A 17502-nucleotide genomic window follows, 5' to 3' on the forward strand; every position below is an offset into this window, starting at 1 on the left:
CATTAAAAAATAAAAGTAAAATAATTATTTAAGAGGCTTTGTAAAAGTTTAAAAAAAACTACTTTTGATTGTTTGGAGGGAAGAGTAGTATTTAATAATGTAAATTGACATGAAAATTTATTTAAAATTTGATGCTAACACAGCTTTAAAATCTTTTTTAACGTATCATTTAAAAGAGTTAAGCTTGCCCTTTTATGTAACAAGCTCTCAAGAAGTAGTTTTTGAAAAGGAACTTTCTTTAAATGAAAAAGAAAAAATAAAAGAATTATTAGCTCCTTTTAAAATAGATATTACTAACGATGAAAAGTTAGATGTTGTTCAGCGAATAAAAATAATTATTGATGAGATGTTGAAAGATGAAGCAGCAGCAAGGATGAATGCTTCTGATTATTTGTCTGATAAGTTAAATTATTCGTATGCTTATTTATCTAACTTGTTTTCTGAATCAAACCACACCTCAATAGAAAACTACATAATTTTAAGAAAAGTAGATGTAGTTAAAGAATTATTGTTAAATAGTAATTTAACATTAACTGAAATAGCCTATAGATTAAACTATAGTAGTGTCGCTCATTTGTCAGGGCAGTTTAAAAAAGTAACTGGACTTACCACTTCTACTTTTAAACGTATAGTGGAAAAACGTAACCAATAATCAGGTATTAGTTAATTATGGCTAAAGATAAATTAAAAATTATTTTAACAGACGATGATATAGATGATCGTATGTTTTTTGAAGATGCTATTGAGGAGATAAATATTGCCTCAGAGCTAAAAACATTTAACCATGGACAAGATTTAATGAGTTATTTGTGTAATGATTGTAAAGAGCTTCCAAATTTAATTTTTTTAGACTTGAATATGCCTATTAAAAATGGTATGGAATGCTTAATAGATATTCGTAAAACTCCAAAATTACAAAGTATAATAGTAGCTATATACTCAACATCTTCTTCAGAAGAAGATATTGAAGAGGCGTTTGTTAATGGAGCTAATATATACATAAACAAACCTACATCTTTTAAAGAATTAAAGAAAGTTATAAAAAAAGTACTGCAAATTAATTGGCAGTACCAAACTTCAAATTTAAATAAAGATAACTTTTTATTAAGAATTTAGCTATGTTTGAAAATAGTTTTACTCAATCAAATAAAGCTTATGTTGTTACTTCATCTATAGCTATAGGTATGTTACTTGTAGTCTTTATAGTGTCTTATGTTTTTTTTCAAGACTTTCAAAATGCTACAGACTCTTCAAAAATTAATTATGATGAATATATAAAGCTAGAGGAGCTTTCAAAAAAATATAAATTAATGCAAACCGAGCATTTAGAAGCGGCTATTTTAAGAAGAAAATTAGACCCAGATAAATGGTATACTATAAATAACGATATATATATAAGTATTCAAGGTTTGTTATTTGATTTTAGAAATAAGCCTAAACAGTTAGAGCGTATTAATAAAATAGCGGAAGAACAAAATAAACTATTTGGTAATTTAGTAGAGTTAGATACTACCTTTAGTTCTTTAAGAAATAGTATAAAAAAGAAGAAAATTTTAGGAATAAACTCTTCTTTACATAAAATAGACTCTATAAAAAAACATATTTTAGAACAACAGAAAGAAGATATTTCTAAACTAGTAACTTATCGTGAAGAGAAGAATGAATCAGTTATTAGGATGATGGTTATATCGTCTGCTTTTGCATTACTTTTATTATTATTTTCTTTATATAGATTGTTTGTGAGTCGTAAGTTGTACTTTAAAACAAACTCACTTTTAAAAAGTATTTTAAATGCTTCTACTGATATAGTTAGAGTTTATACTCCTGTTTATGATAATAATAAAGAGGTAATAGACTTTAAAATTGAATATGCAAGTAGTGCGAAAGAAATATATGGTTATAATAGTAAAGAACTGTTGGGTAGGCTGGTTACTGAAGTTTATCCTGAGTTAAAAGTATCAGGAGAATTACAAAAATTAATAGATTCCTTTTCCTTACAGAAATCAATAGAAGAAGTTTCTGAAATTGATGTAGATGAAGAAAAAACAACATATTTAAGACGTTTTTTCCCTTCTCAAGATGATATAAAAGTGATTATATCAGATATATCAAAATCAAGAAAATATGAGAAAGACTTATCTAAATTAAATCATGAATTAAAATTAAGTAATGATTTATTAAAAGAAGCAGAGAAAATAGCTGAGATGGGGAGTTATATATGGTTTATGAAAGTAGACCATACTATTTTGTCAGATAATGTTTATAGGATTTTAGGATATAAACCACAAGAGTTCGCTTCTTCTTCTGTAAAGTTTAGGGAGTTTGTGCATCCAGATGATTTAGAGCTTTATGATAAGAATATAAACGAAGCTTATCAAAAAGAGCAGGCGGTTGAATTTATTTTTAGAGTAATAACGAAAGAAAATGTAATAAAACATTTGTATACAAACGGAGCATTTAATGAACATGACAACAAAATAACGATGATTGGGATAATTCAAGATGTAACTAAACAGGTAGAAACAGAATTGCAGTTGCAACAAAAAAATGCTGAATTAGTACATCAAAACGTAGAGTTAGAATCTTTTAATCGTATTGCAAGTCATGATTTACAAGAACCATTAAGAAAAGTACAAATGTACCTGTCAAGGCTCACAAATGATGATGAGTTATCAGAAAAAAACAAACAGTATATTGAAAGGGCTAATAGCGCTAGTTTAAGAATGCGTACATTAATAAATAATTTATTGTCTTTTTCTAGAATAAATAGAAAAGAAGACGATTTGTCATTAGTAAATTTAAATAATGTACTACAAGATGTAATAGATGACTTGTCATTAACTATAGAAGAAGCTAATGCTGTTTTAGAGTATACAGAATTGCCTGCTGTAAAAGGGATAGAATTTCAGTTAAATCAGTTATTTAACAATTTAATATCTAATGCAATTAAGTATCGTAATAAAGAAAAGGATCTAAAAGTAACCATAACTTCTAAAAAAATTGAAGCTATTGATATTGATGAGCCTTTCGTAAAAAATCATCAAGCATATTATTTAATTAAAGTAATAGATAATGGTATAGGTTTTGACAATAATATGAGAGATAAAATCTTTGAAATGTTCCAACGTTTACATCTAAAGCATGAATATTCTGGAACAGGTATAGGATTAGCTATTTGTAAAAAAATTGTATTAAAACATCAAGGATACATTCAAGCTACAGGAATAAAGGGTAGTGGTGCTGTGTTTACAATATATTTACCAGCATAGTTTAAGTTTTTAATGAATTCTAAAGATTATATAACACAAAGTAAAAATTATATAACACACGGTTTTTAGATACACTGCATCTTTGTAGTATAATTTAAAAACAAGAAAAACATGAAGAATTTAATCAAATTATTAAGCATTTTAGGAGTAGTTTTATTAACAGTTACAGCATGTAGTGAAAGTGATGATCCAAAAGATAATGATTTATTTGTAGGTACATATGAAGGAAGTGTTTCTTATGATAATGGAGAAAACTCAATTTCGGCAGAAAATGGAAGTGTTACAGTAGCTAAAACAGGAGATACATACAATTTTATTTTTTCTGACGACATACCATCAATTAGTGGTTTAGAAATAGAAAAAGGTGAAAATAAGTTTGAGTTAGATTGGGATGAGGCTAGTCTTATTGTAATAGATGAAAGTTCTTTAAATATAAAGATGGCCAAAGATGGGAAGTCGTGGAGTGCAAACTGTAAACGATAATAAATTATAAATAATGATAAAAAAAGATCTCTACATAGAGATCTTTTTTTGTTAAAAACAATCTAAACATCAATGATTACACGTGTTTTAATTGTTTCTAAAAATTATATAAAACAAAGCAAAAATTATGTAATGAAGAATGCGTGTATTGGTTGCATTTTTGTAATGTAATTAATAACGAAATATAATGAAGACTAGAGTATATGATAAGCAAGGGTTAAATGCTAAAGTAGGTAAGATAGTAGCTAAAACAGAATATTTACAAAACTTAGCTTCACAAGCAAAAACACCAAAAAAGAAAAAATGTTAGAATAAAGAAAAACTAATTTATTAACCTAAAAAGAGTAGACATGAAAACACTTCACATAAATAGCAGTTCAATAGTAAAAACGTTTGGTCAGTTAAAAGAGCAATTATCAGCTTCATATAAAAAATGTTTCAAAGAGCATTGCTTAACCTTTGATAATGAAATTGGTTATGGTGAAGTGAGAGGTGTTTTACTAAAAAATAACATTTCATATTTAGAGTTTAATGTTACTTTTAATGAAGATATAGCCCTAAATATAAATACAAATATTAGTAAAGCAGTAAATATAGCTTATTGTAGTAAAGGTAAAATAGCGCATCAGTTTACTAAGAAAAACAAAAAAACAACATTAGAGCCGTTTCAGATAGGTTTTATGTCAAACATAACATCGTCTAAAAATACCATTTACTTTAAAAAAGAAACAAATGTAATTGTTACTCTTATAACAGCTTACGAATTAACAGCTTCAGTTAAAAAAAATACAGTTCATCAAGAGTTGTTTGAAACTTTTGTGAAAAATAAAAAAGAAAATAATGTTTTTATTAGCTCTCATAATTTAAAAATAGCAGAAAAAATAGAGCAAGTAACGAAGATAAAAGAAGATGGGGTAATGCGTAGTTTACTAATTGAAGGTATAGTACATATGGTTTTAGCTCTAGAAATACAACAGTACAAAAGAGATTTGAAGAATTCTAAACAACCTACAGGGAGTTTAACGTTAAGAGAAATGCAAGAGATAAAAGAAATTTCTACGTACATAAAAAATTATCCAGAAAGAGCAACTACTATAGAAGATTTATGTAAAAAAACAGGAGTAACTTCCTCAAAGCTTCAAGAAGGATTTAAATTAATGCATAATACAACTGTGAATGATTTTATAAGGACAGAAAGAGTAAAAAAATCAGAAGAATTAATAAAAAATAGTGATTTAAACATATCACAAATAGTTTATTCTGTAGGATTTTCTAGTAGAAGTTACTTTTGTAAGATATTTAAACAAAAATACAATTGCACTCCTACAGAATACAAATCTAGAATTAAGTTAGCTGCAACAGCATAATATATTTCATTTTTTTTGACAAAAAGAGGCTACATGTAGCCTCTTTTTGTTTTTATAATCAAACTTTTAAGTGAACTATCTTTTATTTAAAAAGATAGTTCATGTTGGGGGTTAATAAGTAATAAATAGAATATCGATTATACTGTGTTTAAAATTTATAGATTATTAAGAATAAAGAAACTTGACCCAAATAATAAAGATTAAAATAATAGTGCCCCATGAAAGGATATAGAAAAAGAATTGGAAAAAATTAAATAATTTGTCTTTATCAGCTAGAGTTGTTTTATATTTTTTATGGAAGTTTCTTGATCTATTTATAAGAAAACTTGAACCTTTTCTGATAAAAAAGAAAGAGAATATTAAGAATAATGTATCTATGAAAACTTTATACATGTGAGCAAAATTATTAAAAATAGAGAAAAATAAAATTGTAGTATAAATTATAAAAAAGAACCCACTCAAAATATTGAGTGGGAAAATTGCTATGAAAAAGAACTTAAGACGTCTCTTAAGTATTACAAAGATATTTAGAATTTAATGAATAATAGAGTAAAAAGAATAATACTTTTAAAAAATAAGAAATTGTAATTTTTGTGGCTTTAATAAAAGTTTTTATCATCTCGTAAAACTTTTAAAAAATGGAAACCATAAATTTCAAAACCTTCGTTGTAATAAAATTTATGAGACTTCCTATTAGCAGTGTACGTGTTTAATTCAACTGCCTCGCACCCTTTAGATTTAGTGTAATTGTATATCCACTTGAAAAGCTGTTTTCCAACACTTTTACCTCTATAAGTTTCATGTATAACTACATGATCTGGCTCTACACTTTTACCAATATAGTGCCTAGTACTATACCAAAGCCCGCAAATACCTATAAGCTTGTTGTTGTCATAAACACCTATACATTCGTAGTTAGGGTATGCTACCATTTCTATCACTCTGTTTTTTAAAATATCATGTGGTGTTGTGGTGTTAACTTTATGTAAAAGAGGAAGGATAATAAGAATATCTTCTTTACTAATGAGGTTAAATTTTATATTCATTCTGTATTTTTGGATTAAAGAAATTTTAGATGATAAAAATAAAAAATATATCAGCTCAAGAAACTTATAATATTAGATTAACGGTTTTGCGTAATAATATAGATTTACCTTATAAGTTTAAAGAAGATGAGTATGGAAGTACATTTCATTTAGGAGCTTTTTACAAAAATAAGTTGGTAGGTGTAGCTTCTTTTATTCAAAATAAAACAGAAGCTATTAAAGGATTGCAATATCAATTAAGAGGAATGGCTACTTTGCCAGAAGTTAGAGGTATGGGGGCAGGAAAGTTACTACTAGAAGAGGCAAAAAGCATTTTAAAAACTAAAAGCATAGACGTTCTGTGGTGTAATGCAAGAGAAGAAGCAGTAGGGTTTTATGAAAATTTAGATTTCGTAATTATAGGTGAGAAGTTTAAGGTGCAAAAGGTAGGTGTTCATTTTAAAATGTACAGTAAAGTATAAATACAAAAAAACCCAAATCAAAAGATTTGGGTTTTGTAGCGAGGAGCAGATTTGAACTGCCGACCTCAGGGTTATGAATCCTGCGCTCTAACCAACTGAGCTACCTCGCCTGATTGCGGGTGCAAATATAATTACTTTTTGGTTTTAAGCAACAAACATTTAAATTTTTTTTTAAAAAATAATTATCTATATTGGCACTCAAACAAAAAAATAAATGAGCAAAGTTAAATTTGAATTAGAGTTTCCTATTCATGCATCTCCAAGTATGTTATATCAATACTTCGCAACACCAGCAGGATTAGAAGAGTGGTTTGCAGATAGAGTTAATTCACGAGGAAAACTGATTACCTTTATTTGGGATGATTCTGAAGAAGAAGCAAAAATAATAACAAAAAAAGCAGATGAACGTATTAAGTTTAAATGGACTGAAAGTGAGGGTGATGATAGTTATTTTGAATTCAGAATTCAAGTAGACCCATTAACAAAAGATGTTGCTGTAATTGTTACAGATTTTGCAGATGATGAAGATGATGTAGAGGAAGCAAAAATGCTTTGGCAAAACCAAATAGAAGAGTTAAAACATACAATAGGAGCTTAACATATTTATAATTAATAAGTATTTAAAAAAACTCGGCAATTTTGTCGAGTTTTTTATGGCTAATATTTACCTAAATTGTAAGTTTGCAATTAAAATTTTAGGAAATGGTAAACTTTAATGGAACTTTGGTTTCTGATAACGAAGTGCAAATTTCAACAAAGAATAGGGCTTTTAAGTATGGCGATGCTATTTTTGAAACAATTAAAGTATTAAATGGTAAAGTTGTTTTTGTAGAAGATCACTACTTTAGATTAATGGCATCAATGAGAATGCTTCGTATGAAGATACCTATGAGGTTTACCCTTGAGTTTTTACAAGAAGAAATCCTTAAAGTAACAAAACAATTACCTGAATTTTCTACTTATAGGGTACGATTAACTGTTTTTAGAAAAGATGGTGGCTTATATGCACCCGTTACAAATGAAATAGATTATATTATTGAAGGAGCTCCAATAGAAAATGTAGAGAAAGAGACTTATAGAATGGATGTTTTTAAAGATTTTTATAACTATTCAGGATTGCTTTCAACAATAAAAACAACAAATAGAATGTTAAATACATTAGCAGCCGTTTTTGCAGAAGAAAACGATTTAGATAACTGTATTTTACTAAATGAGCGTAAGGGAGTCGTTGAAACTATTAATGGAAACATCTTTGTAGTAAAAGGAAACACAATAAAAACTCCTGCCTTAACTGAAGGCTGTATCAAAGGAATTATTAGAAAAAAAGTAATTGAAATTATTGAGAAACACGGAGAATACACAATAGATGAAACAACTATTTCTCCTTTTGAGATTCAAAAAGCAGACGAGGTTTTTATAACCAATGCTATTGTAGGAATTCAGCCAGTTACCAATTATCGTAAAAAAGAGTTTTCAACAGTGATAACTAATAAAATTAAAAGTAGCTTAAAACTAGCGATAGTAACTAGCTAAGGTTAGTTCATTTGAATGTCGCTAGGAGCGTTAGCCCAAATTTTATATTTGCCTCCTCTTTGTAGTAACTTGTTTTTCCAAAAGTCTCTATCGTTCGCAGTTAAAATATTTTCATAGTCATTCTCTGCTATAAACCAAGAGTTCATTAATAGTTCCTCTTCCAATTGGTTTGCTCCCCAACCAGAATAACCTAAAAAGAAACGAATATCAGTAGATTTTAATTGTTTATTATTTAATAACTCTTTTAACAGGTCAAAATTTCCTCCCCAATAAATACCGTTTGCGACCTCAATACTGTTAGGTAGTAAATGTGGAGCTTTGTGGATAAAATATAAATTATCCTGTTCTACAGGTCCACCTTGGTAGACTGTAAAGTCACAGTCTATTTCAGAAACTAAATCGCTAAGTACATAGTCTAAAGGTCTGTTTAAAATAAAACCCACAGAGCTTTTTTCATTATGTTCAGTAAGTAATACAATAGTTCTTTTAAAAGAGCTATCATTTAAAATTGCTGGTTCAGCAATTAATAACCTACCTTTTTTCGGCTTAAATGCAACCATATTTTTATAGTTTATAAACACTAAGGTAAATAAAATTTTAATAAAACTTTAACAAAAGTGTTAAAAAACCATAAAAAAATAAGGGCTACATTCTATCTAAAACATTAATGACTTCATTTTTTTTACGAACTGAAACAGGAACAGTTGTTTTGTTTTTTAAAACTAAATATCCTCCATCAGATTTTATGAATTCCTTAATGAATTGAATATTAATTAGATGACTTTGGTGAACTCGTAAAAAATCGTATTCCTTCAACATGTCAGCAAAGTGCTTTAAGGTTTTTCCAACTAATATTTTTTGTCCATCATTCATAAAAAACTCTGTGTAATTATTATCGGACTGACAACGAACAATATCGTCTAAATTTACCACCATAATTTTGTCAGAAGTGTTTAATGAGATCTTTTTAGGACGTTGATTTGGTTTTGAAATGGATTGCTGTAGTACTGTTAGCTGTTCTTTATCGGGTTTAATTTGATTTTTTGCTTTACTAATTGCGCTTGCTAAATCTTCGTTTGAATATGGTTTTAATACATAATCAATAGCAGCAAATTTAAAAGCTTTAATGGCATACTCGTCGCTTGCAGTAACAAAAATAATTTTTGAGGATAGGTTTGGATGAATTTCTAAAACATCAAAACCAGTACCGTCTCCCAGCATAATATCTAAAAATAAAATATCTGGTTGTTGCTTTCGTAAAACTTTTGAAGCTTCAACCACACTTTTAGCAGTACCAATAATTTCAATTTCTGGATGAAATTGAATGAGATCGTTTTGTAACATTTCTATAGCTGTTGACATATCGTCTACTAAAATTGCAGAAAGTTTTTTCATGTTTTAAAAATCAGTTTTTAAAGGAATTTCAAATAGTACCTTAGTTCCTGTTACTTTTCCTTCATTATATAATTCAATAATGGAAAAAGCTCCCTTTTTTGACAGGTTTCGAATTCGTTCTTGCGTAACTTTTAAAGCTACGGATTTATGTGAGCTAACTTTTTTAAGTTCTTTTGATTGATGAACACCAATACCGTTATCTATTATTTCACAATGTAAAAGATCATTTTTTATAGAAAAACTGATCCTAATTTTTCCATTTTCAACAGAAGAGATTCCGTGTTTTATACTGTTTTCAACAAAAGGTTGTATTAGCATTGGTGGAATTAGAATTTCTTCAGGTTCAATAGAAAGATTTGTGGTTATTGAATATTCAAAGGTATTTGAGTTTATTTGCTGTTCTAGCTCAATATAATTTTTTAGTGTGGTAATTTCTTCAGCTAAGCTAATTTCTTCTTGTCTAGAATTGTGTAAAACACCACGTAAAAGTGTAGCAAATTTACTAATGGTTGTATTTAATTCAACTGATTTCCCTGAGTTACCCAATGCCTTAATTCCATTTAAAACATTAAAAATAAAATGCGGATTCATTTGAAGTTGTAAGGCTTTTTGCTCTAGAGATATCAAATGATTTTCCAGTTCTAACTTTGCAACTTTAGCTTTATTTTTAGCTTGAATTCTTCTGATATATGACCAAACAATGAGTGTTAAAATTATGCTGGCTACTCCAATGGTAGACCAAATAAACCAACTTTTTTTATAGATAGGAGTATCAATATAAAAATTAAACTCAATAGGAGGGCTTTCTATTTTTCCAATTCTTGATTGAGCTGAAAAAGTATAATTTCCTGGAGAAAGATAAGCTAAGTCAATAGCGCTTTTAGTACTCCAAGGACTGGTTTGATTGTTGAGCGTATAGCGATACTCCAATTTATTAGAGTTACTAATATTTATTGTTTTGTAATAAAAAGAGATATGGTTTTTATCTGCAGGGAGTTTTAGAGTTTTAGCGTAGTTATTGATGTTAATGCTATCTATAGGAGTAAAAACTACCTCAATATTTTCAAAAGAAATGGAAGGCTTTTTTTGTATTGGTTTGTCACTTTTAATAAAGTAAACTCCTTTATCTTTTGTAGAAACCCAAGTGTTATTTTCGTTGTCTTGAAAGGTACTGGTAATTTTATTGGTAGTTAAGCTGTTATATTTATTAATATTTTTAACGAAATTAAAATTAGCATCTAGTACTTCAATACCATTATCCTCAGAGATAATCCAAAATTGATTATTAATTTTTTTAATTTCAATAACATTTTGTGCAGTGATGCTTTGTGTTTCTACTTCGTTATTTTTAATGAATTTAAGCCCTTTGTTATAAGTGGTAGCAATTATCGTTTTTTCGTTAATTAAAAGAGAAGTGTAATTATTTACATCAATTCTTTTTAAAACTTTAGGATTGATAAGCTTATCAAGCTTCCACAAAGATTTATTAGTAGCTATCCAGTAAAATTTTCCATCAAATAACATATCGTTAATCTGATTTAAATCAATTTGAAAGTTGGTACGAAGAGGAGAGAGATAGTTTTCACGAACTCTAACAATCCCTTTATTAGTACCTAAAAAAGTATGGTTTTTAACGGTTAAAATACAGTTAACATTGTTGCCTTCAAAATTAGTAAATCCATGATGTTTTTTTATACTTAAACCTTTGTCAGTACCTATAAAAAGAGTATTTCCTTTTGAAGAAATGATATTAACGTTGTTGGAAATAAGTCCGTTTTTTGTAGTAAAAGTAGTAAACTCATTTCCGTTAAATTGAATTAGTCCGTTGTTAGAAGCTAACCATACATAACCAGTTTTATCTTGAGCGCCACTATTTATATGTAGACTAGGTAACCCATTATTTTTTGTATAGGTTTTTAAAGGTTGGTTTTGTGCAGAAACATTTATCAGACCACAGATAAAACAGCAAAGTAGTAAAAAAACAAAATTTTGTACTGAGTGTTTTTGAGTACTCAATACAAAATTGTTTCTCATAGCTGTTTTTGTAATATGATATTGGGTTTTCATCATAACAAAAGTACTTAAATAAAACGTCATTACTGTAAAGGTTAACTAATTCGTAATGACGTTTGTTCAACAATTATTAGTTATTTCATAGCGTATAAACGCTTATTATTAGTATCTGGTTTTACATGTTCTAACTCTCCATAAGGTTTCGTTAAAGGTTTTAAAACACATAGAGCAGAAGATTTCCCTTTTATAATTAACTGACTGTTTTTTACAGTATAGGTCCATCTAAATTTCTCTACAGGAATATTTGTTTTTTCAACTTCTTTCATTAAAGCTTCTTCGCTTGCAATAAAATCCATAATTTCTTCTTGCATTACAAAGTGAGGAATTTCGTTATCAGAGTTATGGTAATCTAACTCTAGATTTACAGGAATGGTATACTGAATAGTATAAGGCTCTCCCACATAACGCTCTCTTTCATTATTTAAAGCGTCGTACCAAGCAATTTCTTTTTCTTCTGGATATTTTTTAGCGATTTCTTTTGATAAATCTACTTTACCAGGAGAGTTTGCTGTTGGATAAAATACATAGTACGGTTGTGCTAAATAATGGTTAGAAAACTCTCCTCCAAAAACATTGTAGTATGGTGATGCAACTACTTGAGGAATTTTGTTTTCAGTTATAAAAGCACTTTTTAAAGTGTTTATTAAATCAGTGTTTTCTGCCAATTGATTGGTATGAAAAATAATTCTAGTGTCATCAGTAATAGCTTCACTTTTTACAGAAGGTAATGCACCTTTAGTAATTGTTTTTTGTAACGTTTCAGCAGTTACTTTATCTCCATTAACTACAGTTTCTAAGTTCATTGCTCTAAAAGGGTTGTTGTTATTTACGATATGAACTTCTCCGTAAGGATGTTCAGTAGTATTGTTGTTCATCCAAGAAATAATTTCTTCTACTGAATATTTGCCATTAATTATTTCGTAGTTTTTTTCTTTGAAATATACTCTGGCACTATCGTAAAAATGGCTGTTTCCTTTATCATTCCCTGTAATAAATACTATGGGTTTTCTGTATTCCACAGCTAGTTTTTCAATAGTTTCCTCTGTGGTAGCAATGTTTCCCTGTTCTTGATTTTTGTTGTCACTTTTTGTGTTATCACAACTAGAAAATACTCCGATTAGTAGTAGTAATCCCATTACTGTACCTACTTTTAAAATGTTTTGTTTCATAGTTTTTTGTTTTAAGGTTAATATAGTTACTGTTATTGTTGTAGAATGATGGTTACATCCTTTCCTAAATTTATACTAGTTGATAGTTTGTTTAAGATGTTAGGAAGGTTTCGGTCGTTAATCCACTGACCGTTTTCTTGTTTTTCAACAGAAGCGATTAATCCGCTTGTATTTATTTGTAATTTTAAACTTGTGTATTTTTCTAAATACATTTTTAATACTGATGAATAATTGTTGTTTGACCACATAATTGTTGTTTTTATATGATCAAAATTACCACAGAAGTACAGGTAGATTTGGAGTAAATTAGAATTCGTAGTAGATAAATTAGAATTCGTTGATTTTTATAGGAAAGGCAATTAAATGTAGAAAACATATACCCAATTATCCAGTAGTAACCTGATAATTGGGTAATCTAAATATCTTGATTGTATTCTAACAGAAAAGCTGTTTTTTTATCTATTAATAACAATCTGTTTTAATTTGATTCTTCTTTTTAAAGTAGTCTAAAGATGTGTTTAGTTTAGTTGAAGTTATTTGTTCTAATACCTTCTCAACGCCTTTTAGCATTTTGATTGAACCACAAATCATAATAGTTCCTCCGTTTTGTAAAACAGTAGTAATTATAGTTTCTTTTTTTAGTAATAAATCTTGCACATATTCTTTTTCTTTTTCTTGAGAATAAGCAATATGAATGTTATTTTTCTCTATGTTTTTTAACAAAGGAGCGTACATTCTTAGCGACTCTTTAGTTCTACCACCCCAGAATAGATGCGCTTTTGTGCCGTTTTTATGTTGCAGCATTCCTAAAAAAGGGGCGATACCTGTTCCGTTAGCAATTAAGACTACTTCTTTCTTCCTTTTAGGAAAATAGAAGTCTTTATTTTGTTGAATGCTTGCTTGAATTATTTCGTTTTCCTCTAGTTGATAAAGTAAGTTAGAGCACACTCCAAGGTCATGTTTTTTAATACTTAATACAATATCATTATTTATTTTTCCAACTGAGTACAAGCGTTCAATGTTATCTTTTTTTGGAGTGATAGCTAGTAAATCACCCGAGTTAAAACGAAGTTTTTTTGTTGGCTGTAAACGGATTAAAAAAGAATCGTCGTTGTTTAGATCAGTTTTAGAAACTGTGGTGAAAGTTTGTTGTTTTTTATGCTTTTTTACCTCTTGTGTTAGTTCAAACTGTATGTTAGTTTTTTTACTCCATAAATGTCCCCAAGTTTTAAAATCTTGAAAAGACTGGTTGTTAATTTTATAAACAGGTAACAGAGGTGTAAACTCTGGGAGTTGTTGTAGTTTACTATTTATATCAATAGCAAACTGACAAAAATGAGGATATGCTCTGGAGCCAAAACCAACTATTGAATAGTTAATCTTATTTTGAATAGCTGTTTGTTGAACTAGTTGTAAAAATTTAGAAGCGTTAGAAGGAGCTTCACCTTCTCCGTAAGTTGAAGTTAATATGATTAGGTGTTTCGCTTTTTTATACGAAGCATAATTGTTTAAAATATCGATGAAAACGGTTTTACCGTTTTTAATTAAAGCATTGTATAAAGATGAGGCAAAAGAGTAAGTATTGTTTGTTTCTGAGCCTACTAATATGATAATTTCAGCATTACCTTTCTTAGTTTTATTTTTAGGTAACGATCTTTTTTGTGTTCTGCTGAAAGTCATTGCAAAGCCTGAATAGATAAAAAACAGGATAGATATTGAAGAAAGTAACAATATAATTGACCATACAATAGTTCCGTTTCCTGTATGTAATAACAAACTCCAGTTTAAAAGTATGCTGGTTAACGAAAGATTTTCTTTACTAATGATGGTTCCTGTATACTGATGAACGATTAATTCGCTATCGGTTAGTTTTACAAAAAAGTAATCCTCCTCATCTTCAGAAAAAGGGAACTCAACACTTTTTACTTCATTCAAAGTAGTGTTTTTAAATACTGGAAATTCAAGAAGTGTTATTTTTTCTTTTGAAGAAGCTAAAGAAAAATCATAAGAGTGATTAATTTTTTCCACAGGTAAAACAGAAAACCTATCTAACGATAAATATACACCTGTTAATGTGATGATAATGATAGGGATAAGCGTGTAACGACCAATAGTAATGTGGTAATACTGTTCAAAATTCTCCTTTACAATTTTAGAAAAAAGCTTTTTAAAGCCTCCTTGTCGTTTAGTAATTAGAATGAGTCCTGTGATAGCAATTAAGCTAAGTAAAAAAGAAATAAAGCCAACAATAAATCTTCCTGTAGACTTCAAAAATAAAGATCTGTGTAAGCTCGTGGCAAACTGAAAAATTGGTTTCTTTTTTTCGATATCACCTAATTTTTCACCTGTAGTTGGGTTTACATAAAATGTGTCACTTTTTCCTTCTTTGGTAACTACCGAAGCTGATACAAAATCATTCTCATCAATAGTGATAGAAATTACTTCGTCATATTGTTTTTGCAGTACAGAAATTGTTTGAGCAAGTGTAATTTCTTTTGTGTTAGAAATACTATAGTCTGAAAGCTGTTTTGAAATAGGTTCAAAAGCTAAAATAATACCTGTAAATGAAGCAACAAGTAAAAAAAGAAAAGAAGATATAGCCAATGTTAAGTGGCTATATCTCCATATAGAAGTGGTCATTTTTGTTAGCTATTTCTATTGATAAAGTTATTGAGGCATTAAACGGATGTAACGAATAAATCCATTTCCTTCAAATTTACCTTTAAGGTTGTTGGTAGTTAATTCAAATTCTACATCGTCTTTGTAGTATTCTTGATCTTCTACAGCCGATTCAAATCTAATTTTATACCCTTTGTCAATTTTATCATTGTCAATTTTTAATACGGTAATCGCTCTGTTACCTCCACTAATTGTTGCGCCAGTTATAGCGTCAATGTCAGTACGAACCTTACCTTGGAATTTCCACCATTCGGTAATGTCAGAGTACCATTCTTCATCATCACCTTGAACGTATAATGTTTGTTCGTATTCTCCATTAGGGTTTAATAATGAAATAGCAATATATGCACCTTCACCAGTATAATTTTTCATCTGAATCATACATTTATATGTGGCACTATCATTTATGTTAAAAGCCATTATTGTAAATACAGTAATAAAAAGAGCTATGATTTTTTTCATTTTTTATTGATTTATTTTAATACCAAATCGTGTGTAATTGTATTTACACACGATTTGGTACATAAGTTTATTTTAAAAAGTTAATATCTATATTTTTCCTGTTTAAAATTTCATTTTCCTTAGCTAAATCGTGTACCGTTTCATCAAAATCAGTAGTAATTGATTTTTTAGCTCCAATGCTTAATAAATATTTAATTACATCAGTATTATTAGCTTGCATAACAGCTAAATGTAGTGGGGTTAAACCTTCATTGTTTTTTGCATTCACATCAATTTTTAAAGTGTTGATTTTTTTAAGTAAATTGATGTTGTTTTTTTCTACAGCAATATGAAACAATGTATTTTTATTTGCTTGAAGTTGTGTTAAGTTTAATCCGTTATTGGCTAAAAGACTCATTTTTTCATTAAAATCGTTCACTTTTTTAGGATGATAACTTTTAACTAAATAATAAGCTAAAGAGTTTCCTTTATCATCTTTTACTTGAATATCAGCCTCGTTTTTTACTAAATAATCTACCACAGCTTCTGAGTTGTATTCAACAGCATACGTAAGTGCTGAATGTCCTTTTTTATTAGTGTGATTAATATTCTTTGTTTTTTCTGATAATAACTGAACAATTTCTAAAGAGTTTCTACTAGCTGCGATAATTAAAGGAGTGTTACCGTTATCGTCAATTTGATTAGCATTTACACCTTTATCAAGGAAGTAGTTAAAGGTATTTAAATCTTTGTTACCACGAGCTAAATTATGAAGCGGTGTTTTTCCATCATTATTAGTTATGTTTGGTTTGATACCTAAACTTTCTAAATATTTAAAAAACTCCAAAGAATTATAACCGCTACGAGAACCTTGAGTAGCTAATAACATAGCATTACCTCCTTTTTTATTTAGGTTTTTATAAGGTAATCCTTTTTTTATTAAAAGAGTTAAAATTTCTTTATTACCTTTTTTAGCAGCGTAGTTAAAAGCACCATTACCATCTTTGTCAACATTATGTACGCTCAACCCTTTTGAAGTAAGGTAGTCCACAAACGATAAATCTTTTAAGCTTGGTAGTACTAATAATAAAGCATTAGCCCCGTGCTCGTCAACATCTGTTTTTATATCAATTCCGTTTTGAATACAAAGTTCATAAATTTCTTTATTTGTTTGCCCTGCATTCGCTGCAAAAGTTAACGGAGATAATTGATGAGAGTCTTTTAAATCCATACGAGCATTATTGGCTATCAAATGCTTCATAATTTCAACATTGTTTTTATAGGCAGCCCAAAAAACATAAGTTCTTTTATCGTGTGTTATCTTGTTAACATCATTTCCTTTTTTAGTAAGTAAATATTTGATTACTTTATTTGGAGCACTGGCTAAGATAGCGTAGGTAACAGCATCAAACCCATTTGGGTTTAATGCTGTTGCGCTATTTCCTTCTTTTATTTTTTCTTCAACGAGTTGAATAGTAGGTTTTTCTTGCCAAAAAGATCTTTCAAAAAATATATTTTTTGTTTGCGCTTGAATTGTACTCATAAAAAGTACAAAGGCAAATATTATATGTTGTTTTTTCATAATA

General features: G+C 28.6%; 18 protein-coding genes and 1 tRNA gene. 9 read left to right on the forward strand and 10 right to left on the reverse strand.

The genetic code is table 11. The features are described 5' to 3' along the window. Positions 1-109 precede the first annotated feature (109 nt). From ABMY20_RS06990 to ABMY20_RS07015, 6 genes are all read left to right on the forward strand, one after another. Positions 110-652, forward strand: a complete 543-nt coding sequence (locus ABMY20_RS06990) for an AraC family transcriptional regulator (RefSeq protein WP_047789239.1) — start codon at positions 110-112, stop codon at positions 650-652. A 17-nt stretch (positions 653-669) separates the two neighbouring features. Then, positions 670-1116, forward strand: a complete 447-nt coding sequence (locus tag ABMY20_RS06995) for a response regulator (protein ID WP_047789238.1) — start codon at positions 670-672, stop codon at positions 1114-1116. Positions 1117-1118: 2 nt separating this feature from the next. After that, positions 1119-3269 (forward strand): ATP-binding protein, encoded by a 2151-nt coding sequence (locus ABMY20_RS07000; protein WP_167713530.1) that lies wholly within the window; start codon positions 1119-1121, stop codon positions 3267-3269. A gap of 111 nt (positions 3270-3380) precedes the next feature. After that, a complete protein-coding gene (locus ABMY20_RS07005) occupies positions 3381-3752 on the forward strand; it encodes a hypothetical protein (RefSeq protein WP_047789237.1) in 372 nt (123 codons plus the stop codon). Positions 3753-3939: 187 nt separating this feature from the next. After that, on the forward strand, positions 3940-4062 hold the full coding sequence (locus tag ABMY20_RS07010; RefSeq protein WP_255724871.1) for a hypothetical protein: 123 nt from the start codon (positions 3940-3942) through the stop codon (positions 4060-4062). Between the two features lie 40 nt (positions 4063-4102). Continuing rightward, the gene (locus ABMY20_RS07015; RefSeq protein WP_047789236.1) at positions 4103-5119 is read left to right on the forward strand and encodes an AraC family transcriptional regulator; all 1017 of its coding nucleotides are present in this window, start codon (positions 4103-4105) and stop codon (positions 5117-5119) included. Between the two features lie 599 nt (positions 5120-5718). Here ABMY20_RS07015 and ABMY20_RS07020 read toward each other — a convergent pair. Continuing rightward, positions 5719-6165 (reverse strand): GNAT family N-acetyltransferase, encoded by a 447-nt coding sequence (locus ABMY20_RS07020; protein WP_047789235.1) that lies wholly within the window; start codon positions 6163-6165, stop codon positions 5719-5721. Between the two features lie 29 nt (positions 6166-6194). Between ABMY20_RS07020 and ABMY20_RS07025 the strand changes: the two genes are divergently transcribed. Then, positions 6195-6626, forward strand: a complete 432-nt coding sequence (locus ABMY20_RS07025; RefSeq protein WP_281980503.1) for a GNAT family N-acetyltransferase — start codon at positions 6195-6197, stop codon at positions 6624-6626. 36 nt (positions 6627-6662) lie between these two features. Here ABMY20_RS07025 and ABMY20_RS07030 read toward each other — a convergent pair. After that, a tRNA-Met gene (locus ABMY20_RS07030) sits at positions 6663-6736 on the reverse strand. Positions 6737-6840: 104 nt separating this feature from the next. On the opposite strand from ABMY20_RS07030, the gene ABMY20_RS07035 reads away from it, so the two are divergent. Together ABMY20_RS07035 and ABMY20_RS07040 are read left to right on the forward strand one after the other, a co-directional pair. Further along, positions 6841-7224: an START-like domain-containing protein gene (locus tag ABMY20_RS07035; RefSeq protein WP_047789233.1), complete on the forward strand. Its 384-nt coding sequence runs from the start codon at positions 6841-6843 to the stop codon at positions 7222-7224. Between the two features lie 104 nt (positions 7225-7328). Next, positions 7329-8159, forward strand: coding sequence for an aminotransferase class IV (locus tag ABMY20_RS07040; RefSeq protein WP_047789232.1), 831 nt, complete (start codon positions 7329-7331; stop codon positions 8157-8159). A 2-nt stretch (positions 8160-8161) separates the two neighbouring features. Here the strand turns inward: ABMY20_RS07040 and ABMY20_RS07045 are convergent, their stop codons facing one another. From ABMY20_RS07045 to ABMY20_RS07080, 8 genes are all read right to left on the reverse strand, one after another. Further along, on the reverse strand, positions 8162-8719 hold the full coding sequence (locus tag ABMY20_RS07045; RefSeq protein WP_073181203.1) for a YqgE/AlgH family protein: 558 nt from the start codon (positions 8717-8719) through the stop codon (positions 8162-8164). 85 nt (positions 8720-8804) lie between these two features. Next, a complete protein-coding gene (locus ABMY20_RS07050) occupies positions 8805-9554 on the reverse strand; it encodes a LytTR family DNA-binding domain-containing protein (protein WP_349264948.1) in 750 nt (249 codons plus the stop codon). Between the two features lie 3 nt (positions 9555-9557). Then, complete coding sequence (locus tag ABMY20_RS07055; RefSeq protein ID WP_349264949.1) at positions 9558-11624, reverse strand: histidine kinase; 2067 nt, start codon at positions 11622-11624, stop codon at positions 9558-9560. A gap of 77 nt (positions 11625-11701) precedes the next feature. Further along, positions 11702-12796 (reverse strand): hypothetical protein, encoded by a 1095-nt coding sequence (locus ABMY20_RS07060; RefSeq protein ID WP_281980447.1) that lies wholly within the window; start codon positions 12794-12796, stop codon positions 11702-11704. 32 nt (positions 12797-12828) lie between these two features. Further along, entirely contained in the window at positions 12829-13044 is a 216-nt protein-coding gene (locus ABMY20_RS07065; protein ID WP_047789227.1) for a hypothetical protein, read from the reverse strand. Positions 13045-13258: 214 nt separating this feature from the next. Then, positions 13259-15436, reverse strand: coding sequence for a PepSY domain-containing protein (locus tag ABMY20_RS07070; protein ID WP_349264950.1), 2178 nt, complete (start codon positions 15434-15436; stop codon positions 13259-13261). 27 nt (positions 15437-15463) lie between these two features. After that, entirely contained in the window at positions 15464-15937 is a 474-nt protein-coding gene (locus ABMY20_RS07075; RefSeq protein WP_073181197.1) for a DUF2271 domain-containing protein, read from the reverse strand. A gap of 67 nt (positions 15938-16004) precedes the next feature. Beyond that, complete coding sequence (locus ABMY20_RS07080; RefSeq protein ID WP_349264951.1) at positions 16005-17498, reverse strand: ankyrin repeat domain-containing protein; 1494 nt, start codon at positions 17496-17498, stop codon at positions 16005-16007. Positions 17499-17502: the final 4 nt, after the last annotated feature.

Origin of the sequence: Tenacibaculum sp. SSH1-16, from assembly GCF_040104435.1 — a bacterium.
Classification (GTDB): domain Bacteria; phylum Bacteroidota; class Bacteroidia; order Flavobacteriales; family Flavobacteriaceae; genus Polaribacter; species Polaribacter mesophilus.